Origin of the sequence: Paenibacillus sp. CCS19 (genome assembly GCF_033239625.1) — a bacterium.
Taxonomy (GTDB): Bacteria; Bacillota; Bacilli; order Paenibacillales; family Paenibacillaceae; genus Paenibacillus_T.
This window is the reverse complement of the sequence record NZ_BTCK01000016.1, coordinates 22,837-49,789: the sequence shown is the minus strand read 5'-3', so window position 1 is coordinate 49,789 and position 26,953 is coordinate 22,837. Positions and strand designations below refer to the sequence as shown.

The 26,953-nt window shown below is 51.3% G+C and carries 25 protein-coding genes, 1 other RNA gene and 1 pseudogene; 18 read left to right on the top strand and 9 right to left on the bottom strand.

The window, feature by feature from the left end:
• Complete coding sequence (locus SBI19_RS13150; protein WP_317968820.1) at nt 1-849, bottom strand: YitT family protein; 849 nt, start codon at nt 847-849, stop codon at nt 1-3.
• A gap of 138 nt (nt 850-987) precedes the next feature.
• On the opposite strand from SBI19_RS13150, the gene SBI19_RS13145 reads away from it, so the two are divergent.
• The 6 genes from SBI19_RS13145 (at nt 988) to SBI19_RS13120 (ending at nt 7,500) form a co-directional block, all read left to right on the top strand.
• Complete coding sequence (locus SBI19_RS13145) at nt 988-2,397, top strand: MBOAT family O-acyltransferase (RefSeq protein ID WP_317968818.1); 1,410 nt, start codon at nt 988-990, stop codon at nt 2,395-2,397.
• A 30-nt stretch (nt 2,398-2,427) separates the two neighbouring features.
• Nucleotides 2,428-3,954, top strand: a complete 1,527-nt coding sequence (locus SBI19_RS13140; protein ID WP_317968816.1) for a copper amine oxidase N-terminal domain-containing protein — start codon at nt 2,428-2,430, stop codon at nt 3,952-3,954.
• Nucleotides 3,955-4,091: 137 nt separating this feature from the next.
• Nucleotides 4,092-5,693 (top strand): degradosome RNA helicase CshA, encoded by a 1,602-nt coding sequence (gene cshA, locus SBI19_RS13135; RefSeq protein WP_317968814.1) that lies wholly within the window; start codon nt 4,092-4,094, stop codon nt 5,691-5,693.
• A gap of 269 nt (nt 5,694-5,962) precedes the next feature.
• Nucleotides 5,963-6,742, top strand: coding sequence for a YesL family protein (locus SBI19_RS13130; RefSeq protein ID WP_317968812.1), 780 nt, complete (start codon nt 5,963-5,965; stop codon nt 6,740-6,742).
• Nucleotides 6,743-6,790: 48 nt separating this feature from the next.
• Nucleotides 6,791-6,977: non-coding RNA, 6S RNA (gene ssrS, locus SBI19_RS13125), on the top strand.
• A gap of 127 nt (nt 6,978-7,104) precedes the next feature.
• Entirely contained in the window at nt 7,105-7,500 is a 396-nt protein-coding gene (locus tag SBI19_RS13120) for a DUF1499 domain-containing protein (protein ID WP_317968810.1), read from the top strand.
• Nucleotides 7,501-7,565: 65 nt separating this feature from the next.
• Here the strand turns inward: SBI19_RS13120 and tpx are convergent, their stop codons facing one another.
• On the bottom strand, nt 7,566-8,084 hold the full coding sequence (gene tpx, locus SBI19_RS13115) for a thiol peroxidase (protein WP_317968808.1): 519 nt from the start codon (nt 8,082-8,084) through the stop codon (nt 7,566-7,568).
• A 100-nt stretch (nt 8,085-8,184) separates the two neighbouring features.
• On the opposite strand from tpx, the gene SBI19_RS13110 reads away from it, so the two are divergent.
• Both SBI19_RS13110 and gltC read left to right on the top strand, forming a co-directional pair.
• Nucleotides 8,185-8,799, top strand: a complete 615-nt coding sequence (locus SBI19_RS13110) for a rhomboid family intramembrane serine protease (RefSeq protein ID WP_317968806.1) — start codon at nt 8,185-8,187, stop codon at nt 8,797-8,799.
• A gap of 62 nt (nt 8,800-8,861) precedes the next feature.
• Nucleotides 8,862-9,776, top strand: coding sequence for a glutamate biosynthesis transcriptional regulator GltC (gene gltC / locus SBI19_RS13105; RefSeq protein WP_317968804.1), 915 nt, complete (start codon nt 8,862-8,864; stop codon nt 9,774-9,776).
• Between the two features lie 512 nt (nt 9,777-10,288).
• Here the strand turns inward: gltC and SBI19_RS13100 are convergent.
• A complete protein-coding gene (locus SBI19_RS13100) occupies nt 10,289-10,978 on the bottom strand; it encodes a zinc metallopeptidase (RefSeq protein ID WP_317968802.1) in 690 nt (229 codons plus the stop codon).
• A 63-nt stretch (nt 10,979-11,041) separates the two neighbouring features.
• On the bottom strand, nt 11,042-11,482 hold the full coding sequence (locus SBI19_RS13095; RefSeq protein WP_317968800.1) for a MerR family transcriptional regulator: 441 nt from the start codon (nt 11,480-11,482) through the stop codon (nt 11,042-11,044).
• 296 nt (nt 11,483-11,778) lie between these two features.
• Between SBI19_RS13095 and SBI19_RS13090 the strand changes: the two genes are divergently transcribed.
• The 3 genes from SBI19_RS13090 to SBI19_RS13080 are packed head-to-tail and all read left to right on the top strand — an operon-like array spanning nt 11,779 to nt 15,013.
• Nucleotides 11,779-13,146 carry an ammonium transporter gene (locus SBI19_RS13090; RefSeq protein WP_483312289.1) on the top strand — a complete coding sequence of 456 codons (1,368 nt, stop codon included), beginning with the start codon at nt 11,779-11,781 and terminating at the stop codon, nt 13,144-13,146.
• A 41-nt stretch (nt 13,147-13,187) separates the two neighbouring features.
• The gene (locus SBI19_RS13085) at nt 13,188-14,261 is read left to right on the top strand and encodes a DUF294 nucleotidyltransferase-like domain-containing protein (protein ID WP_317968796.1); all 1,074 of its coding nucleotides are present in this window, start codon (nt 13,188-13,190) and stop codon (nt 14,259-14,261) included.
• A 17-nt stretch (nt 14,262-14,278) separates the two neighbouring features.
• Nucleotides 14,279-15,013 carry an exonuclease domain-containing protein gene (locus SBI19_RS13080; protein ID WP_317968794.1) on the top strand — a complete coding sequence of 245 codons (735 nt, stop codon included), beginning with the start codon at nt 14,279-14,281 and terminating at the stop codon, nt 15,011-15,013.
• Nucleotides 15,014-15,065: 52 nt separating this feature from the next.
• Here SBI19_RS13080 and SBI19_RS13075 read toward each other — a convergent pair whose 3' ends face one another.
• Entirely contained in the window at nt 15,066-15,530 is a 465-nt protein-coding gene (locus tag SBI19_RS13075; protein WP_317968792.1) for a M67 family metallopeptidase, read from the bottom strand.
• 259 nt (nt 15,531-15,789) lie between these two features.
• Here SBI19_RS13075 and SBI19_RS13070 point away from each other — a divergent pair, with 259 nt between their 5' ends.
• The gene (locus SBI19_RS13070; protein WP_317968790.1) at nt 15,790-16,329 is read left to right on the top strand and encodes a TlpA family protein disulfide reductase; all 540 of its coding nucleotides are present in this window, start codon (nt 15,790-15,792) and stop codon (nt 16,327-16,329) included.
• 116 nt (nt 16,330-16,445) lie between these two features.
• Here SBI19_RS13070 and cimA read toward each other — a convergent pair whose 3' ends face one another.
• On the bottom strand, nt 16,446-18,056 hold the full coding sequence (gene cimA / locus SBI19_RS13065; RefSeq protein WP_317968788.1) for a citramalate synthase: 1,611 nt from the start codon (nt 18,054-18,056) through the stop codon (nt 16,446-16,448).
• A 339-nt stretch (nt 18,057-18,395) separates the two neighbouring features.
• On the opposite strand from cimA, the gene SBI19_RS13060 reads away from it, so the two are divergent.
• Entirely contained in the window at nt 18,396-19,682 is a 1,287-nt protein-coding gene (locus tag SBI19_RS13060; protein ID WP_317968786.1) for a DNA polymerase IV, read from the top strand.
• Nucleotides 19,683-19,762: 80 nt separating this feature from the next.
• Nucleotides 19,763-19,999 carry a ferredoxin gene (locus SBI19_RS13055; RefSeq protein WP_110045035.1) on the top strand — a complete coding sequence of 79 codons (237 nt, stop codon included), beginning with the start codon at nt 19,763-19,765 and terminating at the stop codon, nt 19,997-19,999.
• A gap of 303 nt (nt 20,000-20,302) precedes the next feature.
• Here SBI19_RS13055 and SBI19_RS13050 read toward each other — a convergent pair whose 3' ends face one another.
• On the bottom strand, nt 20,303-20,743 hold the full coding sequence (locus tag SBI19_RS13050) for a MarR family winged helix-turn-helix transcriptional regulator (protein WP_317968781.1): 441 nt from the start codon (nt 20,741-20,743) through the stop codon (nt 20,303-20,305).
• 138 nt (nt 20,744-20,881) lie between these two features.
• Between SBI19_RS13050 and SBI19_RS13045 the strand changes: the two genes are divergently transcribed.
• Complete coding sequence (locus SBI19_RS13045) at nt 20,882-21,859, top strand: quinone oxidoreductase family protein (protein WP_317968779.1); 978 nt, start codon at nt 20,882-20,884, stop codon at nt 21,857-21,859.
• Nucleotides 21,860-21,872: 13 nt separating this feature from the next.
• Here the strand turns inward: SBI19_RS13045 and SBI19_RS13040 are convergent.
• Nucleotides 21,873-22,416: pseudogene (locus SBI19_RS13040) on the bottom strand (class I SAM-dependent methyltransferase); the annotation flags it as partial.
• 271 nt (nt 22,417-22,687) lie between these two features.
• Here SBI19_RS13040 and SBI19_RS13035 point away from each other — a divergent pair.
• Nucleotides 22,688-24,136 carry a L,D-transpeptidase family protein gene (locus SBI19_RS13035; protein WP_317968777.1) on the top strand — a complete coding sequence of 483 codons (1,449 nt, stop codon included), beginning with the start codon at nt 22,688-22,690 and terminating at the stop codon, nt 24,134-24,136.
• Nucleotides 24,137-24,157: 21 nt separating this feature from the next.
• Here the strand turns inward: SBI19_RS13035 and SBI19_RS13030 are convergent, their stop codons facing one another.
• The gene (locus tag SBI19_RS13030; protein ID WP_317968775.1) at nt 24,158-24,295 is read right to left on the bottom strand and encodes a hypothetical protein; all 138 of its coding nucleotides are present in this window, start codon (nt 24,293-24,295) and stop codon (nt 24,158-24,160) included.
• Nucleotides 24,296-24,519: 224 nt separating this feature from the next.
• Here SBI19_RS13030 and SBI19_RS13025 point away from each other — a divergent pair, with 224 nt between their 5' ends.
• A complete protein-coding gene (locus SBI19_RS13025; protein WP_317968962.1) occupies nt 24,520-25,617 on the top strand; it encodes a quinone-dependent dihydroorotate dehydrogenase in 1,098 nt (365 codons plus the stop codon).
• A gap of 20 nt (nt 25,618-25,637) precedes the next feature.
• On the top strand, nt 25,638-26,435 hold the full coding sequence (gene yjbM / locus SBI19_RS13020) for a GTP diphosphokinase (protein ID WP_317968770.1): 798 nt from the start codon (nt 25,638-25,640) through the stop codon (nt 26,433-26,435).
• Nucleotides 26,436-26,953: the final 518 nt, after the last annotated feature.

Genomic DNA, 26,953 nt, shown 5'->3' with positions numbered 1-26,953 from the left:
CTATGGAAGCGGTTTATGAAACTGTCCGATCACGCCGACCGTTTCGACAATGTTGACGAACGCCTTCGGGTCAAGCGTCAGCACCGTTTTGCGAAGCTCGGCAAGCTCGTACCGTGTCGTAACGGTCATCAACATGTCCTGTTCATTGGTGGTATAAGCGCCACGGGTCCGGATAATGGTGATGCCTCTTTTATGCTCGAGCATCTTGGCCAGAATCCGATCGCTTTCCTTCGTAACGATGAACGCCGTTATTTTGATATGCCGAACATGAATGAGATCGACGACCTTGCCCGCTGTAAAAATCGAGATAAGCGAATAGAGCGCAATATCTGGATCTCGGGTAAATATCGCTAATGCGGCGATGACAGCGCCGTTCAGGACGAAGATGATCATGCCGATCGGCAGATCCCGTTTGCGGGAAAGGATGGAAGCGATAATGTCGAAGCCGCCGGAGGACCCGCCATAGCGCAGCGCCAGTCCACTCCCGAAACCGACGGTTAATCCGCCGAATACCGAAGCGAGCACGATATCATCGGCAAGCGTTTTAACAGGAATGAACTGCAGCGCAATCGTTGTACCGACGACGGACACCATGCTGAGCAGCACAAAGCGTCGTCCGAGCACTTTCCAGCCCCACACAAGAACCGGCAGATTAAGAACAAAGTACAGCCAACTAATATTACCGCCGAATATATAGCCGATCATCATCGAGATGCCTGAGATGCCGCCGCTAAGCAGCTGATGAGGAATTAGCAGCAAGTTGAAGCCGATCGCAACGAGAACCGCACTGACCAGCGTCAGCAGTACGACGGCAAGCTGCCTTGCAGCAGAATTCACATTGAAAGGCATAGCGAATGTCAGCTCCTTCCTTTGTTCAGACGAGCAATAAAAAAGCTATCGAGCGTTGGCGGATGGACAGGAATTAGTCAGTTGTTGTCGAATGGTTAACATGCTGTTAACAACGGTCGAAGATGGAGGGGCATCAAGATGTTGTTCAATACGTATCCATTTATTTTTGTATTCCTGCCGATTACAGCGATCATTTACTTCGTTCTGGGCAGGCTCAGGCTCACAGTCGCTGCAAAATGCTGGCTTGCAGCAGCATCCATCCTCTTCTATGGCTATTGGGATTACCGCTATGTACCGCTTATTATCGCATCGATCGGCTTCAACTATACGATAGGACGGCTGCTCGGCGCACGGAGCGCGGATGATACCGTTCGAATAGCAGGCGGGCGCAGACGTGCGGTGTTAACGGCCGGCATTGCCATCAACCTGCTATTATTGGCTTACTACAAGTACGCCGATTTCTTCCTTCAGAACCTCGCAGATGCAACAGGGGCGCGCCTGACGCTTCTTCACGTCACGCTGCCGCTTGGCATCAGCTTCTTCACCTTCACGCAAATCGCGTACCTTGTAGACGTCTATAAGGAGAAAGCGCGCGAAGCGAATTTGATTCAATATATCTTGTTCGTTACATTCTTCCCACATCTTATCGCCGGACCTATTCTTCATCACAGCGAAATGATGCCTCAGTTCGATCGGCTTCGAAGCAAGCTGTGGAACTGGCGCAATGCCGCATCTGGACTTTACTTGTTCGTGCTTGGTTTATTCAAAAAGGTTGTCGTTGCCGATACGTTGGCGGGTTACGCGAATGATGGGTTCGCATCCGCGACGCAGTTCGTCGAGAGCTGGACCGCTTCGCTTGCCTACACATTCCAGCTGTACTTCGACTTCAGCGGCTACACGGATATGGCAATCGGTCTTGCGCTTATTTTCAATATTCGATTGCCTCAGAACTTCAACTCGCCTTATAAAGCATTGAATATTCAAGACTTCTGGCGGCGTTGGCATATGACGCTCAGCCGGTTTCTAAGAGAATATATCTACATCCCGCTCGGCGGCAATCGCAAGGGCGAGATCCGGATGCTCATGAACCTGATGATCACCTTCTTGCTGGGCGGGTTGTGGCATGGAGCGGGCTGGACGTTTTTGTTCTGGGGATTCCTTCATGGAGGTGCGCAAATCGTTCAACGGCTCTGGTCACGTTATGGGCCCGGTATGCCGAAGTGGCTTGCATGGTTCATCACGTTCCAATTCGTGAACTTCGCGTGGATTTTCTTCCGCGCGGAAACTTGGCCGGATGCGATTCGAATGATTCGCGGCATGTTGGGATTGTCCGGCATTACGCTGTCGTCTGCGAGCCTGGAGCTCGTTGCATTCCCGATTTTGCTCATCATCGTTCTGCTTCCTTGCGTATTGATTCTTCGCAACAGCGGAGAACGAGAGCTGCGATTCCAACCAAGCTGGCAGGCTGCGGCGCTGCTCGGATTTATGTTCATCTACTCGCTGCTGTACTTTAATCAGATCAGTACGTTCCTCTATTTCAACTTTTAATGGCTTGCGAATATGGAGGTGTCTCCGTTCATGTCACAATTAGAGCCTGGTCATTTGCAGCCTTCGGCATTGACAGCAGATCAACAGCAATCTGTCTCTCTAAGCGCGAAACAATCTCGGCCGAAGCGCAGACGTTCGGCTGTTCAAACGGCTAAACGGATGGTGCTGCTGACAGGCGCGTTCGCGATTGGATTCGCAGGCGCTGCCGTGCTGCTGTCTTGGACGATCGATCCGCTGCAGCATTACCACAAGTCGTGGTACAAGCCCGTTTATTCCTCTGAAGAGCGATACCAGAATGCTGGGCTGGCCCGCAACTATGATTACGATACGATTATCGTCGGAACATCAATGACGGAGAACTTCCTGCCCTCCGTTGTTGGTCGAACGATGGGCGGACATGTCATGAAGCTGTCGCTTCGCGGATCTCTCATGCCGGAGCAATACGAGACGGCGAAGCTTGCTTTGTCTACGGGCAAAGTGAAGCAGGTGCTGTGGGGGATCGATTACTTCGCGCTGCGACAGCCGACCGATGAGGAGGATGAGAGCTTCCCGTCCTACCTGTACGATGACAGCTGGCTGAACGACTATTCGTATTGGTTCAGCATTACGCCGTATGAACAGCTTGTGAAAGGGCTGACGAAGAAGGCGGTACGTGGTGGCGAGCAGAGCTTGGAGAGGCTCGACAATTGGAACAATGTTGTTCAATTTGGCCGCAAACTGGTTCTGGACGATTATCGCAAAGCTCAGCAGTCGGAGTTTTATTTTGGCGCAAATGAGGATCCGTTGTCGAGCGTGCAGCAGACGTTCAATACGTACGTTCTATCGCTCGTCAAGGCGCATCCGGACGTGAAGTTCACGTTCTACTATCCGCCATACTCGATCCTGCGCCAGGCAGTGTGGCAGCAGACGAATCCGGTTCGATTCGAAAATCAGATGGTCATGCGCAAATGGATGTTCGAACAGCTTCAGCCGCTTGCGAATGCACGTCTTTATGATTTTCAAGCGGAGAGCGGGTGGACCTTCGATCTGGATCAATATAAGGATTTGTCGCATCACCGGGAAGAAATTAATACGGCGATTGCCGAGGCGATGGGGAAGGACGATGATGCATACCGAGTAACGGCAGACAATGTCGATGCCCGGAATGCGATGCTGGAGGAGCAAGTGAATTCGCTCGTTATCGACGAGAGCAGGGGAACGGTCGCTGCATATCCCATTCGGATCGCTGGGCGCGAAGCGAACTTCTCGAATCGTGTGGCAGCAGGGGAGGGCGAGTTGCTCGTTCCTGCCAAGGAAGCTGCCGCGCTGCTCGGTGCGACGATGGCTTGGGATGCCGGTTCCAAGTCAATAACGTTAAGACGAAACGATGTTCGAATGACAATGTCTACCGGGAAAGCGGTTGCAGTTGTCAATGGTATGAAAATGGAAGCGCCGTCACCTGCTCAAATCGTTGACAATAAGTTGAACATTCCACTTATTTTTGTCGCAGAATGTCTTGGCATGAAGGTCGAGAAGTCGGCGGGAGGCCCCGCCGTTACTGCATTTTCCATCGAATGACATCCGTTTGAAGTGTGTTTGGACAGCGTTGGCGCAAATCCTTCCAAGCTTCGCTCGCTGGTATTCAATGTTCAAGGTGTGTTATAATGAACTGGATATTTTTAAGTAGGCTGAAGATAGAAGGAGTTTGAAGAAGTTTGACTACATTTGCTGAATTCGGACTGGAGCCTAAAGTGCTTCAGGCCATTACGGAACTTGGATTCGAGGAAGCAACCCCGATCCAATCCAAATCGATTCCAATTGCGTTGACGGGCAGCGACCTGATCGGCCAAGCGCAAACGGGCACAGGTAAAACAGCTGCATTTGGTATTCCATTGATTAACAAAATCCCGACAAGCGAAGATCGGATTGTGGCGCTTATCATGACGCCAACCCGTGAGCTTGCGATCCAAGTCTCGGAAGAGATCGGTAAATTGACGCGTTTCAAAGGTCTCCGCACACTGCCGATTTACGGCGGTCAAGAGATCGGTCGTCAAATCCGCGCACTTAAGAAACACCCGCAAATCATTATCGGTACGCCGGGTCGTTTGCTCGACCATATCAACCGCAAGACGATCAAGCTTGCGGACGTGAAGACGGTTGTACTGGATGAAGCGGACGAAATGCTCGACATGGGCTTCATGGAAGATATCACTTCCATTCTGAGCCTGGTTCCTGAAGAGCGTCAGACGATGCTGTTCTCGGCTACAATGCCTCCGAACATCCAACGTCTTGCACAGCAATTCCTGAACAATCCTGAGCATGTATCGGTTATTCCGAAACAAGTCAGCGCTCCGCTGATCGATCAAGCATACATTGAAGTGCACGAGCGTCAGAAGTTTGAAGCACTTAGCCGTCTGATCGATATGGAATCGCCGGAACTCGCAATCATCTTCGGTCGTACGAAGCGTCGCGTAGATGAGCTGAGCGAAGCACTCCAGAAGCGCGGCTACTCGGCAGAAGGCCTCCATGGCGATCTGTCCCAGAACCAACGCGACAACGTAATGCGCAAATTCCGCGACGGCAGCATCGACGTACTCGTTGCAACTGACGTTGCAGCGCGCGGTCTGGACGTTTCGGGCGTAACGCACGTTATCAACTTCGACCTTCCGCAAGACCCTGAGAGCTACGTTCACCGTATCGGCCGTACAGGTCGTGCCGGTAAAGAGGGTACGGCTTGGTCGTTCGTAACGCCACGTGAGATTGATCACCTGCACTTTATCGAGAAGGTGACTCGTCACAAAATTACGCGCAAACCGCTCCCAAGCATCGCTGAAGCGATCGAAGGCAAGCAACGCGTAACGGCTGAACGCCTCATCGAGAATGTTCAGAATGATGATTCACAAGAATACAAAGGCATCGCGATTCATCTCCTTGAGCAGTATGATTCGGTCAATCTGCTCGCGGCAGCGATCAAGCTGCTTACGGGCGAGAAGAAAGACGTTAACATCGAGTTGACGCCGGAAGATCCGATCCGTGCGAAGAAACGTCGTCCAGACGTTCGCGCTAGCGGTCGTCGTTATACGGGCAGCTCGTACGGCGGCAATCGCAGCGGCGGCTCCAGCTCTAATCGCGGTGAAGGCGGCGGCGGATACCGTGGCGGCAACCGCAGCGAAGGCGGACGCGGCGGCTACGGCGGCGGCGGACGCAGCTACGGCGGCAACCGCAGCAGCAATAACGAAGGCGGCAAAGGACGCAGCGAGCGTTCCGGCGAACCACGCCGCAAATATTCCTCGTCCGAGGACTTCGTGAACAATTAGGGAGAGTAACGTCCGGGTGATTAGGCTGCGCATTCCGCGCAGCCGCCTCCCGGATTTTCTTTACCGCATAAGATAAGGATGTTGCCGACTGTTATGGTGGACAACCTTTCTTAACAGTGGTGAAACCTACCTCTAAACGCGGCCGTACTTATACTGTATGGGCTGCGATAGAGGTTTTCTCTTATTGGGACCTGGTATAATATTTACATTGTATCGAAATGACACCGCTTACCTACACATTAGCCGATGCGAAATTGGAGGAAACGTCAATGGAAATGAGAGGCCTCATGGGTGGATTCTATCGAATCTCCGAATGGATTATGCGCCTTGCGGTAACGAACGTGCTGTGGGCTGTATGTTCGATTCCGTTCTTATTTATGGTCTTGTCAGCTGTCTTCTTTGCGACGGATGCGGCGACGCAGACGTCGATGCTGATCGTAGCGGCAGTACTGGCGCCGTTCACGCTGTTCCCTGCCACTGCTGCGCTGTTTACACTGACACGCAAGTGGGTCATGGGCGAAGTTGATGTTCCGCTGCTCAAGACGTTCTTCCGCGGCTATAAAGAAAACTACAAGCAAAGCTTGCTGGGCGGCCTGCTGTATGCAGCGCTGTACACGATTATTTTCGTCGATTTCAAGGTGTATTGGAATCAGCCAAGCATGCAGCTTATCTCTTACTTGTTCGTTGGATTCTTGTTCGTCCTGCTCGTATCGATGTTTAACTTCTTCTCGATGATGGTGCACTACCACATGAAGACGATGCAGCTTATCAAGAATGCGCTGCTTATCTCGATCGGACGACCGTTCCGCTCGATCAGTACGCTTATTATGGCGTGCGTCGTGTTCTACATCAGCTTGCGCTTCACGTTCTTATTCCCGTTCTTTACAGCAAGCATCATCGGCTACATCTCGTTCTGGAACTTCAATATCATTTATCAGAAAATGCAGGACCAGATGGAGAAGCAGCGTGCGGCTGCCGAACAGGGCGATGATGCGTCGGACGGGGATGCAGGACCGGATGATTTGGTGCACGTATCAGGCAAAAAATAGATTCATCTGAATCGTTTACAATTGCCCTCGATCCGTCTATAATACAAATACATCCTGCGGTGTACGTTACGATTCATAATTGTTTTGAACCAATGGCTGTTTTACGGGAGACCTAAATCGAAGCGCGGCTGACATGCCTTCATTTTATGAAGGACCTCAAAAATGCTTCTGCGGACACCCACCTGCGAGAGCGGGTTCAGAAACAAGCGAGTCGGACGGCATTAGCGGGTACAAGCAGCAGATGAATCCCGATCCTAACGGATCGGGATTTTTTGTTTGTTTACCTGTTAAAATTGTCGGAAACGGCTAAAACGTGTTATGATAAGAAATAGCGTTCATAGATGTTGGAGGGGGAGATCTCGTTGTTGAAGCGGACCTTGATGGGGCTACTGCGCAGTCATGAGCAAACGGGGGACAAGGCAAAGGATCCGTTGTTAAAATCCCATTATTACAAGCTGTCGAAGGATAAGACATGGGAAGAAGTTCTGTCTACGCTTAAGAAAATTCAGGGCTATCGGATTATTCACGAAGTGCCATCCGTTGGTGAGATCGTTCTTGAGAAGCGTACTGTTACAGGACGTACGATGGATATTACAGTATCAGTCATTGGCGTAAACCCGCTGACGAGTGCTGTCGACGTATACTCGGCTTCTCGCGGCTCGCTCGGCGATCTTGGCTCCAATTATCGCGTGATCATCGAACTGTACCGTGTATTGGACAAGAAGTTATCTGCTTATAAGACGACTGCTGTGAAATAAGATTAAAATGGACATGAAAAAAGCGAGGAAGGAGGCTCCTTCACTCGCTTTGTCTATGAGATGGGTTATACGAGCGCTTTGACAGCGTTGATTGCTGCCTCGTAGTTCGGATGTTCCGTCATCTCGCCGAGGTACTCCGCGTACTGGATCGTGTTGTTCGCATCGATAACGAAGATCGAACGCATATCGAGGCCGAGCTCTTGGATGTACACGCCGTATGCTTCGCCGAAGCTGTGCGATTTGTAATCGGAGAGAAGGACAACGCGATCTACGCCTGCCGCACCGCACCAGCGGGATTGTGCGAATGGAAGGTCAACACTGACCGTAATGATAACGACATTATCGCCGAGGCTGCTAGCCTCTTCGTTGAAACGGCGAGTTTGTGCATCGCATACGCCTGTGTCGATCGAAGGAACAACGCTGATCAGTTTTACTTTGCCGGCATAGTCGTTGAGTGATGCTGTTTCGAGCAGATTTTTATTGATTTGGAAGTCTGGAGCTTGGTCTCCAACCTTGAGTTCTGGTCCGATCAGCGTGATCGGGTTACTTTTGAAAGTGGCTGCACCATTGCGTGCTTGAGACATAATGGATTCGTCCTCCCTAATTGATTTTTGGTGGATTAACATCCATTATTATATACGTTTTGATTTGGACTTGTCCAATTCATACCAAGGTGGAATGAGCATGATTTTTTTCAGATATGAATCTTTTCGCGCTTATTTGCGTATGTATCCTGTCACGGCTGCACTCATTGCGATTAACCTCGTTATATACGGCTATGTAGAGTTGAAGGGCGGCCCGAACGGCAGCGATATTCTGTTTCGCTACGGGTTTCTTCAGACTGAGATAGATCCGTATGTAACGACGGAATGGTGGCGTTATGTTACGTCGATGTTCCTTCATGCGGACTTTATGCATCTATTCTTCAATATGACCTCGCTGATCATTTTTGCGCCGCCTCTGGAGCGTCTGCTTGGCTCTGTACGCTACACGGTGCTCTACATGGCAGCAGGCGTTGCGGGTAATCTGCTCTCCGCTGTGGTGTATTCTGGGGTAACGTTGTCTGTTGGTGCATCGGGTGCGATTTACGGTATTGATGGAGCTTTTCTGTTCTTTGCTATATTCGGCAAACATCTGCTTGATAAGGGCACTCAACAGACTGTGTACAGCATTATTGCAATTGGGCTGGTGTATTCGTTCATGAATACAAATGTGAATGTAGCTGCTCACATTGGCGGTGCGATTGCAGGCTTTATTCTGTTCGGGTTATTTACTTGGAAGAAGCTTCGCCGCCGCTAATGGGATCGAGATAGGCACATGCGGATACGAGCGATCAGTGAAGAGGAGCATAACGATTTACTATGGAACTTCGTCAGTTATACTATTTTGTTAAAGTGGCAAAGAAAGAGCATGTGACACAGGCAGCCGAAGAGCTGCATGTCGCACAGTCGGCGGTGAGCCGGCAAATTCATCAGTTGGAAGAAGAATTGGGCGTTAAGCTGTTCTTGCAGAAAGGCCGTAATTTGCAATTAACGCCGGCAGGACAGTTGTTCTTGAAACGTGCGGAGGTCATTCTAGATGACCTTGAGAAGGCCGTTGTCGAGATTCATGAGTTCATGGACCCAGAACGCGGAGAGATCCGTCTAGGCTTCCCGCACAGTCTTGGCATGTCGCTCGTACCGCAGGTCGTTGCCGCTTTCCGCAAGCAGCATCCGAAGGTGCAATTCCGTTTCAAGCAGGGCATGTTCCCGAGCTTGCTGCGGGATATGATGCAAGGTGATATTGATCTGGCATTCATCTCGCCGTTCCCTGATGATCATCAGTCCGTATGTGGCGAGGTGCTGCTGACTGAGCAATTGTTTGCGATTCTTCCGCCAAGCCATCCGCTTGCTGGCAGCGAGGAGATCGATCTGGCGTTGCTCAAGGATGAGACGTTCGTCATGTTCAGCGAAGGCTATTCTCTTCGCCCAATCGTGTGGGAAGCGTGCCTGGAGGCGGGCTTTACGCCGAAGGTTGGGTTCGAAGGGGAAGAGACGGATACGATTCGTGGACTTGTTGCAGCAGGAATGGGCGTCAGCTTGCTTCCTGACATGGCACTTCGCCAGACCGGTCCGCTGCAGCCGGCGAAGGTGAAGCTGAAGTCGCCAGCAGTAACGCGTACGATCGGCCTGATTCGCCGTTCTAACGAGAAACTGCCGCTTGTTGCTAACGTTTTCCGTGCGTTCTTGATCGATTATTTTAAGAAAGAGCTGCAGGATAAGCAACTTGAACGATGAATCTCACATTATATTAACATTGAGCTGACACGGCTTGTCCGTTGTCAGCTTTTTTGTATCGTAATTCCTGACATTTGAATCTGCTGATGCGGTGATAGCGTCAACGTAAGGAATTGTTACGTCATTTACTTCACATATAACGCAAAACAAACAGGAAGAAGCGCTGCTCAGCAGCGCTTCTTCCTGTTTGATTCTACTCTACAACACTCTAAAAGCTCTAACGGTCCTAGTGTTTGGCAAGTTTACTCACCAAATGCTGCAGCATATCGGAGTCTCATTAATGGGCGGTGACTAGTGGATACGAAAGAATAAATTATGCAGACGTGCGAACATGTCTAGATACAGTAACCAGAAGCTTTGCTGCAAGGCGGCAAGAGCTGGGACACGAACCTGATTGATCAAAGCAGCGTCCTTGTGAGGAGTCCAGAGGTAAAGGTTTCCGCAGGAAACCACATCGGGAGCATACACCCAAACCCTCCCTTGTAGGGAGGGTTTGGGTGGGTAGAAAAACCTTAGTCGTCGTTATTGGACGAAGTGAAGATCATTATATATTTGATGAGCTCGAGCAGTGAGATGAGCGCTGCTGCAACATAAGTGAGCGCCGCTGCATTCAATACTTTCGCTACGCCGCGTTCTTCCTCGTTGCGAATGAAGCCCTCTGCGACCATGATGTCACGGGCGCGATTGCTGGCGTTGAACTCAACCGGTAGTGTGACGAGTTGGAATGCGACAGCTGCCGAGAAGAAGATAATACCTACGCCAATCAGTCCAGTGAAGTGGAACAGGAAACCCGCAATCAGCAGGAATGGTGCAAGGCCCGATGCGAAATTGACGACTGGGAACATCTTGTGACGCAATACGAGCATCGGGTAATGCTTCTGATGTTGAATCGCATGTCCGACCTCATGGCATGCCACGGAGATGGCTGAGATCGAACGTTCGTAGTAAACCGATTCCGACAGCCGTACGACGCGGTGAATCGGGTCGTAGTGGTCGGAGAGCGTACCGCGAACCGGTTCGATTGGAATGTTGTGCAGTCCATTCGCGTCCAACATACGGCGAGCGGCGTCGTAGCCTGTCATGCCGCTGGAGACCGGAACGCCGGCCCATCGATTAAATGTGCCGCGTACTCGAAATTGAGCCCAGATTGAAACGGCAAAGGCGATCAGAATGAGGAAATCCATCGGATGAAAAAATAACATAGCTGCAACCCCTCCATGCATGAATTTGGCTTGTTGTAGTCTGCACGCAAATTCGCTGGTTCATTACATCAGGTTGCTCTTATTCATGATGAGCATCAAAGCTTCGATACAAGCTGCTGTCTGCGGAAGCAGTCTCGTGTAGAGTCGATTGGCTTGCCGCGGCTTCAGCTGCTCGATGACAGGCTCGAGCTCCTTCACTTCGCGCTCCAGCTTGGCAAGCTGATGCTGCAGTTCGCTGAGCTTCTGGGATACGACTTCTTCGGACGTCACTCGGTCCCAGTCGGACAGGGTGCGCTTGATCTCGTCCAGCGAATATTTGTCGTGCTTCATCTGTTCAATACGTTTGAGCCGTCGAATTGTTTCGTCATTATATAGTCTGTAGTTTTTGTCTGAACGGCTTGCGGCTTCGATCAATCCCATTGAAGTGTAGTAGTCGATCGTTCTAGGGCTGATGTTCGTTTTCTTGGCTAATTCGCCGATACGGTACAGTGATTGTTCTGCCACAGTTCGCACCTGCTTTCATTCTAATTCTTCTATATTCATGATAATGCGTAATGAACCATACAGTCAAACGTCATGCTTTAATGTTGACAGATTCGTAACATTCTCGTCACCAGTTGTCCAAATGTCCGAAAACCTCACATCCGTATAAACGAGAATAACGTCTGCTAACTTATGTCAGGTATTTTGGAAAAAACGTATTGTCAAACCACTTAATCCTAACTATAATGACATTAAGTCTTTCGCACTATGTTATGTTATATGACATTAAGGGAGTGGTTGTAGTGGTCAAGAAGTTGATGCTTTCCGTAGTAGCTTTACTAATGCTGTTCCCGGCAATGGCCTTTGCCGCAGATGAAGGTCCATCGACAAGTTTGTTGAATATGGGACTTAACTCGGTGTGGATCATTGTCGCATTCGTACTCGTACTTCTTATGCAAGGCGGATTTATTCTTCTCGAGACGGGTTCGACTCGAATGAAAAACGCAGGCCACGTGGCCGGCAAGACGATCTTCACGATTGGTTTATGCACCCTCGTATATTGGGCATTCGGATACGGCATTTTCAACGGCGGTGCAGACATTAGCGAAGGTTTAAGAAAGTTCATCGGCTGGGGCGATTTCTTCTATAGTCCTGCTACTTCGGCAGGAGAAGGCGACGGCTATCCAAGTACGGCATTCTTCCTATTCCAATTGGCGTTCGCAACGATCTCGCTGTCGATCGCATGGGGCGGATTCGCAGAGCGTGCGAAACTGTCGGTATATCTGGTATTCACAATCTTCTTCACAGCACTTGTATATCCGGTTATCGCACACTGGATCTGGGGCGGCGGCTGGCTCGCTAAAGATGGCGCGCAAGACTATGCAGGCTCGACCGTTGTTCACTTGACGGGTGCACTCGCTGCAATGGCAGCTACGATCTTGCTCAAACCTCGTATCGGCAAATACAATAAAGATGGTTCTGCTAACGAAATTCTCGGTCACAACCAAGTGTTCAGCGCATTGTCCGTTCTCTTGCTGTGGGTTGGCTGGTTCGGCTTCAACGCAGGCAGCGCACTTAGCGTAGGCGATGGCTTCTTCGGCTTCGTGGCTTTCAACACGATGCTTGGTGCAGGCGCAGGTACAGTAGCGGCTCTGCTCATCTCGTGGGCGATTTCGGGTAAAGCTGACATCTCGACGACGCTTAACGGCGCACTTGCAGGTCTGGTTGCTATTACAGCATCCTGCGCATTCGTTGATCCATGGGCAGCGGTTGTTATCGGTCTCGTAGCTGGCGTTCTCGTATTCTTCAGCGCGAAGTTATTCGAGAAGCTGCGTATCGACGATCCGATCTATGCACTGTCGGTGCACGGTGCAGCAGGTGTATGGGGTACGCTGGCGAACGGTTTGTTCGCAACGGATGAGCTGGCAACAAAGGTTGGCGTGGGTCAAGGCGGTCTGTTCGATACAGGCAGCTGGCACCAATTCGGCGTACAGCTCGAGTCGGTTGTTGTCTGCGGATTGTATGTTCTGATTATTTCATTCATCATTCTTGGTGTAATGAAGCTCGTAATGGGTCTTCGCGTAACGGAAGAACAAGAAATCGTTGGTCTGGACTTGAGTGAGCATGGTACGTATGGCTACCCGGAACAAATGAAAAAAGCGCAAAATAACAATCTTCAAGCATAATGCTTCCTGCTCGTAAGTTGACGGAGGGGAGAGGACAGCGCATGAGCGATCCGCAGCGGTTGCAGCTTCTGCGATCCATCAATGAAGCAGCTGATGCAGACGCGCTGCGCAGCCTGCGGGATCATGTGAACGATCGCATGGCGAGCAAGCGGTCCGAATTGCCGATTGATCAATTCTATACGGAGCTGAACGAGGCTTACGATGCAATCATCATACGCGCGATAAGCCTCGCGGAGGCACATATGGCACGGGTCGGGATGGGTCCTCCCCCCGTGCCTTATGCGTATTTGTTGTTCGGAAGCGGCGGAAGAGGCGAGCAGACGCTGTCCAGCGATCAGGATAGCGGGCTTGTCTATGAGGATGAGCCGAATGCCGGGAAGGCAGAGGCGAATCGAAACTATTTTGCACAGCTGTCGGAGCAGGTGGTTCTCATCTTGGAGAAACTTGGTTTCCCTCGCTGTGAAGGCAACGTGCTTAGCGATAATCCGTCCTGGGGCATGTCCTTATCGGGTTGGAACAAGCAGCTGGACGACTGGTTCGAGCATCCGGCATGGGAGTCCGTTCGTTATTTGCTCATCGTGGCAGATGGTCGTTCGGTATACGGGGACTCCGCACTGATGGAGCGGATGCGGGATCACTTCTTTGCGAATATGGTGAAGCATCCGGTCATTGTCGGACGAATGCTCGAGAACACGATGCGGCATAAAGTGCTGGTCGGAATCTTCGGTCAGCTGCTTAAAGAGCGGTATGGCGAAGATACGGGCAGTATCGATATGAAATATGGCGCCTACATTCCGATGGTGAACGCCATTCGACTGCTAAGTATTCAACAGGGTCTTCGCAGCACTTCAACCCTCAAGAGGATGAAAGCGCTGCAGGCTGCGGGGATATTGTCGGAGTCGGATGTCCAATCGTACAGCCAGGCGTTCCAATTGTTTCTGCAGCTTCGTCTTATGACGACAGAGAAGCTGGAGCATGGGATGTATGCGAATAACGGCAAGCTGGCTGTTCGGTCATTAACGCGCGAGATGATTGAACAATTGAAGAAAGGTCTTCGAATCGGCAAAAGGCTGCAGCGTCGCGTCGTCAAACAGGCATCAGTCAGGCTTAAGTAATTCGGAGGGGAAGTGCGATGAAGGATCAGAAGGGCGCCGGGCGGATGTGGCATTTGTACAAAATGGGCGGCATTACGCCTGCTATCGCTTCCATGTTGGGCTCTCCGAATGCACAGCAAATGGCATTTATTCGTTCCATGGCGAAGGACCAGCGCAACCATTCCACGTTAGATATGCCGCTCCGCGAGCTGCCGATCGTTGTGTTCGATCTGGAGACGACCGGTTTCTATCCGAACAATGACGATGAAATTATTTCGTTCGGCGGCGTAGTCGTTCAAGGAGAAGAGATTGACGAGGGCAATACGTTCTACAGTCTCGTCAATCCCAAACGTCGAATCCCGCTGCACATCACGGAATTGACGGGGATTACGAATGAAATGGCAGCTGCAGCGCCGGATTTGATGCAAGTGCTGCATGACTTCATGGAATATATCGGAAGACGAATGCTGATTGCGCACGGCTCCGGGCATGACAAGCAGTTTCTGAACGCGGCGTTATGGCGCACGTCGAAGGTGCATTTGACTCATCGCGTCATTGATACGATGATGGTAGCGAAGTGGCTGGAGCCTCGCCGAAGCGATGGCTATGGTCTGGATGAGCTGCTCATGAGTGCGAATATACCGATCGAGAATCGGCATCACGCGCTGCATGACTCGATCATGACAGCCAAGCTCTGGGTGCAATATTTGAGACGGATGTCGGATCGGAACATTATTACGTTAGGCGATTTGTATGCTTATTTGAGCAAATGAGCAATAAAGCTACTAATGAAGAGGCAGACTGGCTGAGGCGATATTGCCTATGTCAGTCTGCCTTTTGGTTATCGGAAGAAGATTCGATCGTCAATGCAACCGGCAGCCATTCATCCGATGGTTTCCAGTAAGCGCGCATGTTGGGTTGACTCGTAGAGAAGGACACAATAAGCGTAATCGCCCCCGCTTGTGACATCGTCCCTAAAGAATCGCTGGAGGACGGAATCGGCAGACTTCTCGGGTGACTGTGATAATAACCGACAAGCTGCTGATTATTGCGTTGGAGTCGGTAGAGCGCCGAGATCCAGCCTGCTGGATCGAATGAGAAGGAACTGAGCGGGTGTGGATGGGCGTTCGCAATCGGATGAATCGTATCAATCATAGTAGGCGTATCCAAATTGGTGCTTATGAGCAGTCCGCATCCTTCATTCGGCAGCGTGGAGCGGCAGTGTGCGATCAGTTGCTCGTGAGCGTTAGCTGTAAGCTGGATTGGTAAGCCATCGTTTGTCCTCATCATTAGGGTTGCTCCTGCATTGGTAATAAACACAGTATAACGAACTTTGGGGCGAGCGGGATAAACAAATGGACACCAGGTCAACAATAATAATGTTAAACGCCTAGGAATGTGGCATATTCATGAACTTCATGACAACGACGTCTGGCTTCAAGCTGCATTGGGTTGAGTGAATGATGGCGAGCATGGTAACATGTTAGCAGTTGAGTCATCTTAGCTCATGCATCGGATTGGCATCGTATGAGAAGGAAGGTACATGTGGATGGATCGGAATCGAAAATTAATACTCGTGTTCTTATGCATAGCGGCGCTTGTTGTGGTTGCCATTGTACAATATACGCAGGACAAAGCAGAGGCGGAGACAACGACGGCATCGAAGCCGAAGGCGGGGTATCCAGCGCCAGTGATCGAGCTGCCGAACCTGCAGGATGAGATCGTAACGCTCGGTGGGAAGAACGACAAAATTCAGCTTATCAACTTCTGGGCAGCTTGGTGCGGTCCCTGTGAGCTGGAAGCGCCGGATCTTCAGAAGTCGTTCGAGAAGTACGGCGACAAGATCTCGTTCCTCGGCGTGAATGCCACGAAGTTCGACCGGGAGCGGGATGCGCGTAATTTTGTCGATGAGCAGAAGCTGACATTCCCGATCCTCATGGACCGTGAAGGCGATGCGACGGATGAATATAAAGTCAAATCGTTCCCGACCACGTTTGTAGTGGACAATAACGGTACGATCGTGGAGCGGATAGATGGCGTTATGACCGAAGAAGACGTGGCGCGCATTGTGAAGCAATATGTTAGCTAATCGCTAGAAGGGTGAAAGCTGCAGCAGCTGTCGGTGGACAGAGGCTGCAGCTTTTTTATATATAAAAAAGCCGAAGGGACAGTCATTGCTGTCCTTTCGGCTTACATTCATTACAATTAGTGATTCACAAGCCCGATGCGTTCCTTGGACTCGTTGTTGACTTCGATCTTCGACATGCCGAGCAGCGCGTAGCGGATGCTGTCCACGAGCGCTTCCCAGCTCGCTTCGATAACGTTGCTGGATACGCCGACCGTGCTCCACGTATTGTCGAAGTCAGAGGACTCGACGAGTACGCGGACTTTGGCAGCTGTTGCATCCTTCTCATCGATAACGCGAACCTTGTAGTCGGACAGGTGGAAGTTCTCGATCTCTGGATAAAATTGAACCAGCGCTTTGCGAAGCGCATTATCGAGTGCGTTCACTGGACCGTTGCCTTCTGCGGCGGTATAAACCGTCTGGCCATCGACCGAGATCTTCACGATTGCTTCGGAAACCATATGTCCATTCGTCTTATCGACGAGCATCTTGAACGATTCAACCTTGAACAGCTCCGTCGCTTCGCCATATGCTTCGCGGAGGAGCAGCTCCAGCGAGGCGTCTGCGCCTTCGAACTGGTAGCCTTGATGTTCAAGCTCCTTGATGTGGTTCATGATGTCCTTCGTTTTCTCCGTGTTCGCATTGACATCCAGACCAAGCTCTTGCGCCTTGGACAAAATGTTGCTCTGGCCAGCGAGTTCGGAGACGAGGATGCGCTGTTTGTTGCCGACAAGCTCAGGCGCGATATGCTCGTATGTCTTCGAATCCTTCATGATCGCGGAGACGTGGATGCCGCCTTTGTGTGCGAATGCTGCATTACCAACATAAGCTTGGCCTACCGGCATATTGACGTTGGCAATCTCGCTCACATAACGAGCCGTACCTGTGAGGGATTGAAGCTGCTGATCCGAAACGCAGTTATAGTTCATCTTGAGCTGCAGCGTCGGGATGATCGAGCACAGGTTGGCGTTGCCGCACCGTTCGCCGTATCCGTTAATCGTGCCTTGCACTTGACGAGCGCCTGCTTGTACAGCAGCTAGCGTGTTCGCTACAGCCAGTTCGCAGTCATTGTGCGTGTGAATGCCGATCGGTGCGTTGATTTCTTGGCGTACACGCGTGACGATGTCATGGATCTCGCCTGGCAGCGTGCCGCCGTTCGTATCGCACAGCACAAGCCAGTCCGCACCAGCATTGTGAGCATGCTTCAGGACGGAAAGCGCATATTCCGGGTTGTGCTTGAAGCCATCGAAGAAATGCTCCGCGTCGAACATGGCTTCAAGTCCGCTGCGTTTCAAGAAGGCGATCGAATCATAGATCATGGACAGGTTCTCTTCCAGCGTCGTCTGCAGAGCGGTATGTACGTGGAAGTCCCACGATTTGCCGACCAGCGTAGCTGCAGGAACGCCGGATTCAATAATGCGAACGAGGCTCGCATCTTGATCCGCAATGCTGTTCTTACGGCGCGTACTGCCGAATGCAGTCAGCTTGGCGCGCAGTCCAAGGGACTTCGCGCGTTGGAAGAACTCAATGTCTTTCCCGTTGCTGCCTGGATTGCCGCCTTCAATATAGTGAACGCCCAATGCGTCGAGCTTCAGGGCGATTTTGATTTTGTCTTCCGCAGACAAGCTGATCCCTTCACCTTGTGTGCCGTCACGCAGCGTCGTGTCAAAGATCGAGATGGCATTTGTCATAGTCGGACGCTCCTCCTTCATTACCGATAACGTAGATTTTTCAAAGTTCGCTTATATTCGAGCTTCTTCGATAAAGGTTTTCTCATTATAACACTCGTGCTTTGGAAATTGATCGTCAAGTCATAATTTCCTATTATAACACTTGTACGCTCGAAAGTAGAGAGGAAAGCGCTATTTTTTTGCCCGGATCCTCACATTGCTGGATAGCCCATAAGATTGTATGCTGGAAGATAGATGTTATCAGGGCGAAATGGCTCAGCAAGGGACGGTTGAGCAGCGAAGTGTGATTCATTTTGGAGTAAGTTTAGGACAACCTATAAGGGGCATGGGGGGTTAGGCATGGAGCAGACGGATCGATATTACCCGGCGAAGGGCAGAGTCATTCTGCATCTTGATATGAATGCGTTCTACTGCTCCGTGCATGAAGCGGAGGAGCCTCATCTCTACAGGGGCAAACCGACTGCCGTTGCCGGCAGCGTCGAGCTGCGCAAGGGCATTGTGGTCACTTGCTCTTACGCTGCAAGAAGTCGAGGCGTTCGGACGGGGATGACCGTTCGTCAGGCAACGCGTCTCTGTCCGGAGCTCATCCTTATACGACCGGACTTTGATCTGTATCGGAAGTATTCGCGCGGCTTCATGAGCATTGCGATGCAGTATACCCCGCAAGTCGAAGCGACTTCGATCGATGAATGTTACCTTGACATTACGGGGTCGAAACAGTTCGGCACACCGCTCGAAATTGCGCGTACTATACAGCAGAGGATCTGGAACGAATGGTCGCTCCCCTGCTCGATCGGCGTCGCGCCGAATAAGCTGCTGGCGAAGATGGCCTCCGATATGCACAAGCCTAACGGCCTTACGGTGCTTCGGCTGCGGGATGTGCCGGAAGTGCTGTGGAATAAGCCGTGCGATACGCTGTTCGGCGTTGGCCGCAAGTCAGCGGATAAACTTCGCAAGCTGAACATTATGACGATTGGAGAGCTTGCGGCTGCCGAGGAAGCGCTGCTCGTACGACAATTCGGCGTTTATGGGAGCTGGATGAAGGCGGCTGCGCATGGACACGACGATTCGCCGGTGAAGGAAGGCCGCGAACGGAATAAGTCGATCGGTCATATGACGACGTTAGCGGCGGATGTGATGAAGCGGGAGGATGCGCATCGCGTGCTCCTGAATCTAGCGGATCAGACCGGCCGCAGGCTTCGTCGACAGAAGCTGATGGCGAAGACGGTGCAGGTAACGATTCGGCGTCCGGATATGTCGACGATTCAGCGATCCGTAACGCTCGAGGTGCCGAGCGAAACAGCGGATTTATTTTATAAGGAAGCGTGTAAGCTGTTCGATGCGAATTGGCGGGAGGGCGAGCCGGTACGGCTGCTTGGCATCACGCTTGCACAGCTGTCGCCGCGGGAAGAAACGGCCGTGCAGCTTGATCTGTTCAGCTACGAAGAACAACCGAAGAAGGAGGCGCTGACACGCGTAATGGATGCGCTTCGCGACAAATTCGGTGAGGCGGCAGTGCTTACGGCGGGCATGCTGGGCGACGATCCTTCGGCATTAATTCGTAACAAACGAATTAGGGGGACATCCTTGCAAACAGACGAGCATATGTTATATAGTGAGGAGTAAGAGTCATGGATTATGGCGAATTCGTTCTAATCTGTATAAGATATCTGCTTGTCAACGCATCAATTTAGGAGGGTTCAAAAATGGGCAAATTTACGTGGGTCGAGAAAGATACTTGCATCGCTTGCGGCGCTTGCGGGGCAACGGCTCCTGACATTTATGATTACGACGATGAAGGTCTTGCTGAAACGATCTATAATGGCGACGGAAACACCGGTAACCAAGAAATTCCGGAAGATCTGTACGACGACCTGCAGGATGCAGCTGACGGCTGCCCGACAGATTCCATCAAGATCGCAGACGTACCATTCAACGCTTAATAATATTGAACGTGCAAGAAGCCTTGTCCATCCTATGGACAGGGCTTCTTTTTTGTGTTCGTTCGATGTGTGGAGAGTCGAGAGATAGTGGCAGTGGCGGCGGCTAAAGGATGCTGCAACGCTTATGATGCTATTGGCTCAAAAAGCGGGTTGAATGCCATAAAAGGAGCGAATAGGCGCTGTGGCAACCGTTCGAGCCGATAAAAGCGGGATATGAGCTGAATAAGCACTCGCGCCACCGTTAAAACGATTCGCGTGACAATCGTGATCTAATGGAATACCGAAACCATTGTCTCAGCGCAATTACGGATGCGAGGAATAGATCATTCTGGTCGCGAGCGAAGCGAACTGTTCACGTTCGGCTTCCGTCAGCACTTCCGCCATCTTCGTGAGCTGCTGCTCGATTTGGGCTGCACCCTCTTCGATTAACTGCCTGCCATGGCTGGTAACTCTCACAAGAAAGCCGCGTTTATCGTACGGAGATACGACACGTTCGACGAGACCGCGCCGTTCTGCGCGATCGATAAGGCCCGTAATGCTCGATTTGTCCAAGCCTAGATGCTGAGCAAGCTGCTGCATGGTAGGTTCGCGGTCGCGTAGGATGCCTAACAGTCGGATTTGGATAATGGACAGATCGTTCTCGGAGCCGATTCGGTTCAGTTCATTATGAATAAGGAAGGAGAACTGCACCATGCTGTCGACAAGAGAAAGTGCATCTTCTGTTGGTTTGAAAGGATTGGTCACGGTCATTCACTCCATACGGATTGTTGTCCACTTATTGTAACACGAAAAGTACCCATTGACTTAGTACGTGACACAAACTATTATAGTTTGTATAACAAACTAATCGAGCGTAATTTGCTCCAATGGAGGGTGAACTTCATGATGAAAGCAGCAGTTGTACGTTCATTTGATCGAGGTCCGCAATACGAGGCGTTTGAAGTCCCGCAGCCGAATTCGCCGCATGAAGCAATTGTTGATGTGCTTGCAGCAGGTTTGCATCATTATGTGCGGGCACAGGCTAACGGATCGCATTATTCGAGCAGAGGCAAGAATGGACTGCCGCTTATTCCGGGTATCGATGGTGTTGGTAGGCTATCGGACGGGAAACTGATTTATTTTGTTGCGCCGGATACATCGATCGGGACGATGGCGGAGAAGACGATCGTGGATCTGCGCCGCAGTGTTGTTCTCCCCGAAGGCGCTGATTCGGTTCGAATCGCCGCTGCAATGAATCCTGCAATGTCTTCTTGGGTGGCGCTGCGTCGACGTATTCTGTTGGAGCCGGGGCAGAAGGTGCTTGTATTAGGCGCGACAGGGAGCTCTGGTCAGATGGCGGTCCAGATTGCCAAGCAGCTTGGCGCAAGTCATGTTATTGCTGCGGGTCGGGATCAAGAGCGTCTGGAGTCGTTGAAGGAGCTGGGAGCGGATAGCACAGTTTCGATTGCAGGCGATTTGGCGGATGCAGCTAGCCGATTAGGTGAAGCAGCGTCTGAGGTCGATGTTGTAGTCGATTTTCTGTGGGGGAAACCGACTGAGCTCACGATACTTCCTCTGCTTATGAAGCGATCGGACCGCAGCCGGGCTTTAACTTGGATTCAGATTGGTTCTATCGCAGGCGCTGAGGCCGTGATCCCATCGGCTGCGCTCCGATCAGCGAACTTCCAGCTGATCGGCAGCGGTCAAGGTTCGGTAACGCCTGCAGGTTATTTGGCGGAATTCCCTGCTCTAATCGATACGATATTGGCCGGCAAGCTGCAAGTGAACGCCGTTCCTAGTCCGCTGTCGAAGCTGGAGGAAGTGTGGGACGCACCCGTGGCTGCCGGCCAGCGGATCGTATTCGTGCCTGGTGATAACTAAACGTTACTTCACCAATCATAAACCGCTTAGCGTTCGTTCTTATTCCTAGCTCCGTCGTATTGTCCGTTATGAATCGGTCAAGGATCGCAAAGTCGTTCTCGTCCTGGCCGAAATTCGGAATGATGGGCGACCTGCTGGGTAAGGAAACTACCGCTTTCGGCTAACACCCGATAAGCCTCCGATGCAAGAAAGCCGCAATGGCGGCTCGACACGATATCAAAGAAGGAATCAGGGGAATTCAGCGACTGCTCAGCGTCCATCTTCAGGATGCGCACGTTGGATTTCCCTGATTTCGTTATATTCAAAGCCGCTGTTTCAAGCATGCCGTATGATTGATCGATTCCGATGAGCAGCAGGGCCGAATCCGCGATAGACAGCAGGGCTTCTCCCCCGCCGGTGCCCATATCGAGTAATAGATCCGATGGTCTGCAGCGTAAGGCAACCTCGTCGTACAAATTCCACTGCGCGCCTGTAGTAGAGCATTGCACTTGGCAGAAATTCCATCCGTTTAATCGTCCTACTTGATCATAGAACGGTTTATAAGCTGATTGATTCAATGTTAATCATCCTCTCAGGAGATTGGATTGGTTCCGCTCGAAGTTGTTCCGCAGTCTGGCATAGAAGGCAGACTGCCCCTTTATTGGCTGGCATGCGTTTTGATCCAGCTCGACAACCAGCTACTTCAAATCGTTCGGAACGGCATCCATTTCACCCCACGAAGAAGAAGGTTCCAATTATAAGACCGTGCTTGCAATCAGACGAGAAGGCGTAAACTTCATTCAAACGTCAACGAAATCGTTCTTCCGTCCGATATAGAAGGAAGATAAGTTGACGCGAAAGAAGGGGGACGAGATCGAGATGGAGCCAATTCGGAATTCGGAGCATTTGAAGGAGTATGTGAAGCTGCACCCGGAGAATCGGATGGCTTGGTATTTGCTCGGCAAGCAGTATGAGCAGCAGGGCAGAGCAGCGAAGGCGAATTACTGTTACATACAAGCTGGCGATATTTATGAAGCGTATGAGCAAAAGCCGGACCCGCTATCGGAGGCGCAGGAACAGGTACGCGCGCAAGCTGAGCATGCGATGGAGTGGCTGCGGAAGGAACGACAGCGTCGAATTCGTTGGCGCGCTGCATATGTAGTCGCTGCCATCTTAGTGCTTGCAGTCGTTTTCTCCATCAGCCGATCGAAGACGAGCAATGTAGCGGCTCCGGCCGAAAAACCAGTTTCGATGTCGGCAGTTGGCGTTGCGCTTGTTGATTCCACAACGGCGGGAGAACTCGGCGATGCGATGCAGCAGTTGATGGCAGGCGACGATCGTGCCGCGCTCGGAATAGCTGCTCGGTTGCAGCAGGATGGGAACTGGCGCAACTGGAATGGAACGACTGAGCTGTTATTCGCAGTCGAACAGCTGCCGCAAGGAGGCGTCATGCAGCTAAGCTGGTACGAATCCCGACTGTGCAACTGCTCGCCGGCAGATGCAACGAAATCCTATGCGGCATACGGAGATTGGACGCTAGAGCAGGAGCAGCGCTGGACGCTGGCAAGCGGCATTCGTCATTACTACAATCGCACAAGCCAGTGGCCGGCTTCAGTCGATGATTTGGTCAAGCCCTATCCAAACAATTATATGGCAGGGGATACACCCATGATGCAGACCATATTCGAGCCGCTGGTGACGGAGCTGAAGCGGGAGATGAAAGGCCAAGAAACTGGTAAAGCAACCGGTGCTGCAAGCACGAATGAACAATCCAATGACGCTCAGAGTGAGGATGATCAGGGGAAAGCGGGTAAGGGTAATGCTTCGCCACAGGCTTCCGCAGTTCAATGGTCGAATACACCTCTTCAAATCCGGGTCGATAAAACGACGCATCGGCTCGCGGTTGTAAGTGGTGATATTATCATTCGCTCGTATAAGGTAGGGCTTGGCGGCGACCGTACGCCGGAAGGGTCGTTCTTGATCAGCGAGAAAGTGCGGAATCCGAACGGCCGCGAGGATGGTCCATTCGGCAGTCGAGGGATGACGTTATCGGATACGAATTACGCTATCCACGGGACGGACGAACCGAATAGCATCGGGGTGGACGATTCGCTTGGCTGCATTCGAATGGACCGGGAGGATCTCGAGGAGTTGTATGATCTGGTGCCATTAGGCACGAAGGTGACGATATCACAAGGGGGCTTGCCCGCCTCTGTATCGGTACCGGCGGAACGATTCCACCTGGAGCCGAAACAGGACGAGACAAACCCCCGTCGAACCTATGCATGGTTGAACTAGTTCAATCAATGCTTACCTTGATTAGGTGAAAACAAGCAGCAAGATCATGGCGATCAGAATGACGCCAACGATTCCAACCCACCAATATAACATTTTCTTGTTAACGGTCTCAGGTTGCTTGGCCTTCATCGCCGGAGCTTTACGTTTCGGTGCGCTCATGCACTTCACCCTTTCTATCGAACCAAAGTAATGGTCTACCAATGCTATTATTGTAATCGTTTACTTCAATAGCTGCAATACTTGGACATGGATTAAAGGGTTACTCCATGCGACTTAAGGGCTGCATCTAACGCTGCAGCCCTTTTCTTTTCGTTTAGAAACAGATAAACTGAGGAGTAGAGGATTTAGACATATATAGAGGAAAGAACGGAGTGAACACATCAGTGCTGTATTCCAAAATATTCAAGCCGTTTATGTTCCGGCTTGATGCTGAGCGTGCGCATCATCTGACAATCGACGGTCTGGCGGCCGCAGGACGTATTCCTGGCGCAACGTCGGTTCTGAATGCGATGTACGGCGTCAAACCTTCGCCGGAGCTGGCAGTAAATTTGTTCGGCCTGCATTTTGACCATCCGATCGGGTTGGCAGCAGGTCTAGATAAGAACGGAGAGGCGACGGATGGTTTCTCGAACATCGGCCTGGCGTTCATGGAGGTTGGTACGGTAACGCCGAAGGGACAAGCGGGCAATGATCTGCCGCGGTTGTTCCGTCTGCCGCCTGACCAAGCGTTAATTAACCGAATGGGCTTCAATAATAAAGGGGCCGAAGCGATGGCGGACAAGCTGTCGCGCCGACGCAGCCACAAGGTGCCGCTTGCGGTCAACATCGGCAAGAACAAAGTGACGCCGAATGAACTGGCGCACGAAGATTATCGGAGCTGCATTCAGACGTTGTATGATCAAGGCGATTTCTTCGTCGTCAATATCAGCTCGCCGAATACGCCGGATCTGCGTGCTCTGCAGCATGGCGATGAGCTGAAGCTGCTGCTCTCCACTGTGAACGAGGAGATGGGCAAACAAGCGGCGAAGCGCAATTCGGCGGTTAAGCCGATTCTGGTGAAAATTGCGCCGGACATGACCGACGAGCAGCTCGAATATACGGTCGATACGATCGCAGCAAGCGGTGTGTCTGGTATTATCGCGACGAATACGACATTGTCCCGTGAGGGTCTTACGCATCCGAATGCGAAGGAAGCGGGCGGCATGAGCGGCAAGCTGCTTAGCGCTCGTTCGACACAAGTGATATCCGCTGTCTACCGTCAGACGGGCGGCAAGCTGCCTATTATTGGTTCAGGAGGCATCTTTACGGCTGATGACGCATACGATAAAATTCGCGCAGGTGCGAGTCTGGTCGAAGTTTATACTGCTCTCATTTATAAAGGGCCAGATTTGTTCCGCGAGCTGACCGATGGATTGAAGGAACGACTGAAACGTGACGGATTCCGCTCGATCCAAGATGCGGTAGGCTCCAATCATCACTAATCGAATCAGGAGGCGGCCGGATGGACGGAAGGGACTGGACTTTATTTCTACAGCCTTATGAACAGACGGTAGAGGAGCTTAAAGTCAAATTCAAGACGATGCGTGCCGAGCTGAAGATGCGAGAAGCGTACGCTCCAATCGAGTTCGTAACGGGCAGAGTTAAGAAAATATCGAGTGTATTAGAGAAAGCGAAAAGGCTTCATGTTCCGCCCGATCAACTGGAACAAGGAATCGAGGACATTGCTGGCATACGCATTATGTGCCAATTCGTCGATGATATTCATCGCGTGGCGTCGCTCATTCGTTCAAGGCATGATCTGACGCTCGTATATGAGAAAGACTACATTACGAATTATAAGGACAGCGGCTATCGCAGCTACCATATGATTATCGAGTATCCGGTTCAGACGGCGCTCGGCCTCAAGAAGGTGCTGGCTGAGATTCAGATTCGGACGCTTGCGATGAACTTCTGGGCGACGATCGAGCATTCGCTGAACTATAAATATAAGGAAAGCTTGCCAGACGACGTCAAGGAGCGGTTGAAGAAGGCTGCGGAAGCCGCATCGCATCTCGATGCGGAGATGTCGAGCATCCGTCAGGAAATTATCGACGCGCAGCGCGACTTCGAGGAGAACTCGAACGTCGTGTCCCGCGTGTTGACAGGCATTCAGCATCTCTACTTCTACAACCGCTTCCGTGAAGCGGCGCAATTCCAACTGAAATTCAACGAGCTGTGGGAGCACGAAGATGTATTCGAGCTGAAGCAGCTGTCAGACGATATTGAACAGGCAATTGTACGAGCTAAGCGCGGCAATTAGCCTCAACCATCCACATGAAGACCGGGCCGGCCTTGCGGTGAGCCCGGTTTTTCATTTGTTTTAATAGAAGGGCACACGAGTCTTAACATGGATAACCTAATATACGCTTCTACTCATCCCGCGTTTCATATTACGGAGTCTGGGATTTGAAGTAACACGCTCGAATAAGAGTTGTTCCCAGAGGGGCACGCGGCTTGCAGTACGTAGTATCATATCCGAGTATGATCAATGCAAATGCTTGATATTGGGGTCTTGGGTTTGAAAAAACACGCTCGAACAAGAGTCGTGCCCCACAGGGGCACGCGGCTTGCAGCACGCAGTATCTTATCCACGCTTCAGTCTATCATGCGTTCTCGGTACCGGGGTCCAGGGGTTGGAAACCCCTGGGGTCCTCCCTAGCAGGGAGGATTTAGGTGGGTAGAAAAATTGGTTTTAGATGTTTATAAAAGTTGGATTTTGATTTTGATTTTGTTTTGGATTTTGTTTTGGATTCTCATTTTGAATTTTTGATTTTGGAA

Excerpts from the sequence above, each read along its gene's own strand:
- SBI19_RS13070 (WP_317968790.1), top strand. The coding sequence starts at position 15,790 with ATGGATCGGAATCGAAAATTAATACTCGTGTTCTTATGCATAGCGGCG.
- SBI19_RS13090 (WP_483312289.1), top strand. The coding sequence starts at position 11,779 with ATGCTTTCCGTAGTAGCTTTACTAATGCTGTTCCCGGCAATGGCCTTT.
- SBI19_RS13045 (WP_317968779.1), top strand. The coding sequence starts at position 20,882 with ATGATGAAAGCAGCAGTTGTACGTTCATTTGATCGAGGTCCGCAATAC.
- cimA (WP_317968788.1), bottom strand. The coding sequence starts at position 18,056 with ATGACAAATGCCATCTCGATCTTTGACACGACGCTGCGTGACGGCACA.
- SBI19_RS13085 (WP_317968796.1), top strand. The coding sequence starts at position 13,188 with ATGAGCGATCCGCAGCGGTTGCAGCTTCTGCGATCCATCAATGAAGCA.
- SBI19_RS13080 (WP_317968794.1), top strand. The coding sequence starts at position 14,279 with ATGAAGGATCAGAAGGGCGCCGGGCGGATGTGGCATTTGTACAAAATG.
- SBI19_RS13060 (WP_317968786.1), top strand. The coding sequence starts at position 18,396 with ATGGAGCAGACGGATCGATATTACCCGGCGAAGGGCAGAGTCATTCTG.
- SBI19_RS13150 (WP_317968820.1), bottom strand. The coding sequence starts at position 849 with ATGCCTTTCAATGTGAATTCTGCTGCAAGGCAGCTTGCCGTCGTACTG.
- SBI19_RS13110 (WP_317968806.1), top strand. The coding sequence starts at position 8,185 with ATGATTTTTTTCAGATATGAATCTTTTCGCGCTTATTTGCGTATGTAT.
- tpx (WP_317968808.1), bottom strand. The coding sequence starts at position 8,084 with ATGTCTCAAGCACGCAATGGTGCAGCCACTTTCAAAAGTAACCCGATC.
- gltC (WP_317968804.1), top strand. The coding sequence starts at position 8,862 with ATGGAACTTCGTCAGTTATACTATTTTGTTAAAGTGGCAAAGAAAGAG.
- SBI19_RS13145 (WP_317968818.1), top strand. The coding sequence starts at position 988 with ATGTTGTTCAATACGTATCCATTTATTTTTGTATTCCTGCCGATTACA.
- SBI19_RS13075 (WP_317968792.1), bottom strand. The coding sequence starts at position 15,530 with ATGATGAGGACAAACGATGGCTTACCAATCCAGCTTACAGCTAACGCT.
- SBI19_RS13055 (WP_110045035.1), top strand. The coding sequence starts at position 19,763 with ATGGGCAAATTTACGTGGGTCGAGAAAGATACTTGCATCGCTTGCGGC.
- SBI19_RS13100 (WP_317968802.1), bottom strand. The coding sequence starts at position 10,978 with ATGTTATTTTTTCATCCGATGGATTTCCTCATTCTGATCGCCTTTGCC.
- SBI19_RS13030 (WP_317968775.1), bottom strand. The coding sequence starts at position 24,295 with ATGAGCGCACCGAAACGTAAAGCTCCGGCGATGAAGGCCAAGCAACCT.
- SBI19_RS13140 (WP_317968816.1), top strand. The coding sequence starts at position 2,428 with ATGTCACAATTAGAGCCTGGTCATTTGCAGCCTTCGGCATTGACAGCA.
- SBI19_RS13130 (WP_317968812.1), top strand. The coding sequence starts at position 5,963 with ATGGAAATGAGAGGCCTCATGGGTGGATTCTATCGAATCTCCGAATGG.
- yjbM (WP_317968770.1), top strand. The coding sequence starts at position 25,638 with ATGGACGGAAGGGACTGGACTTTATTTCTACAGCCTTATGAACAGACG.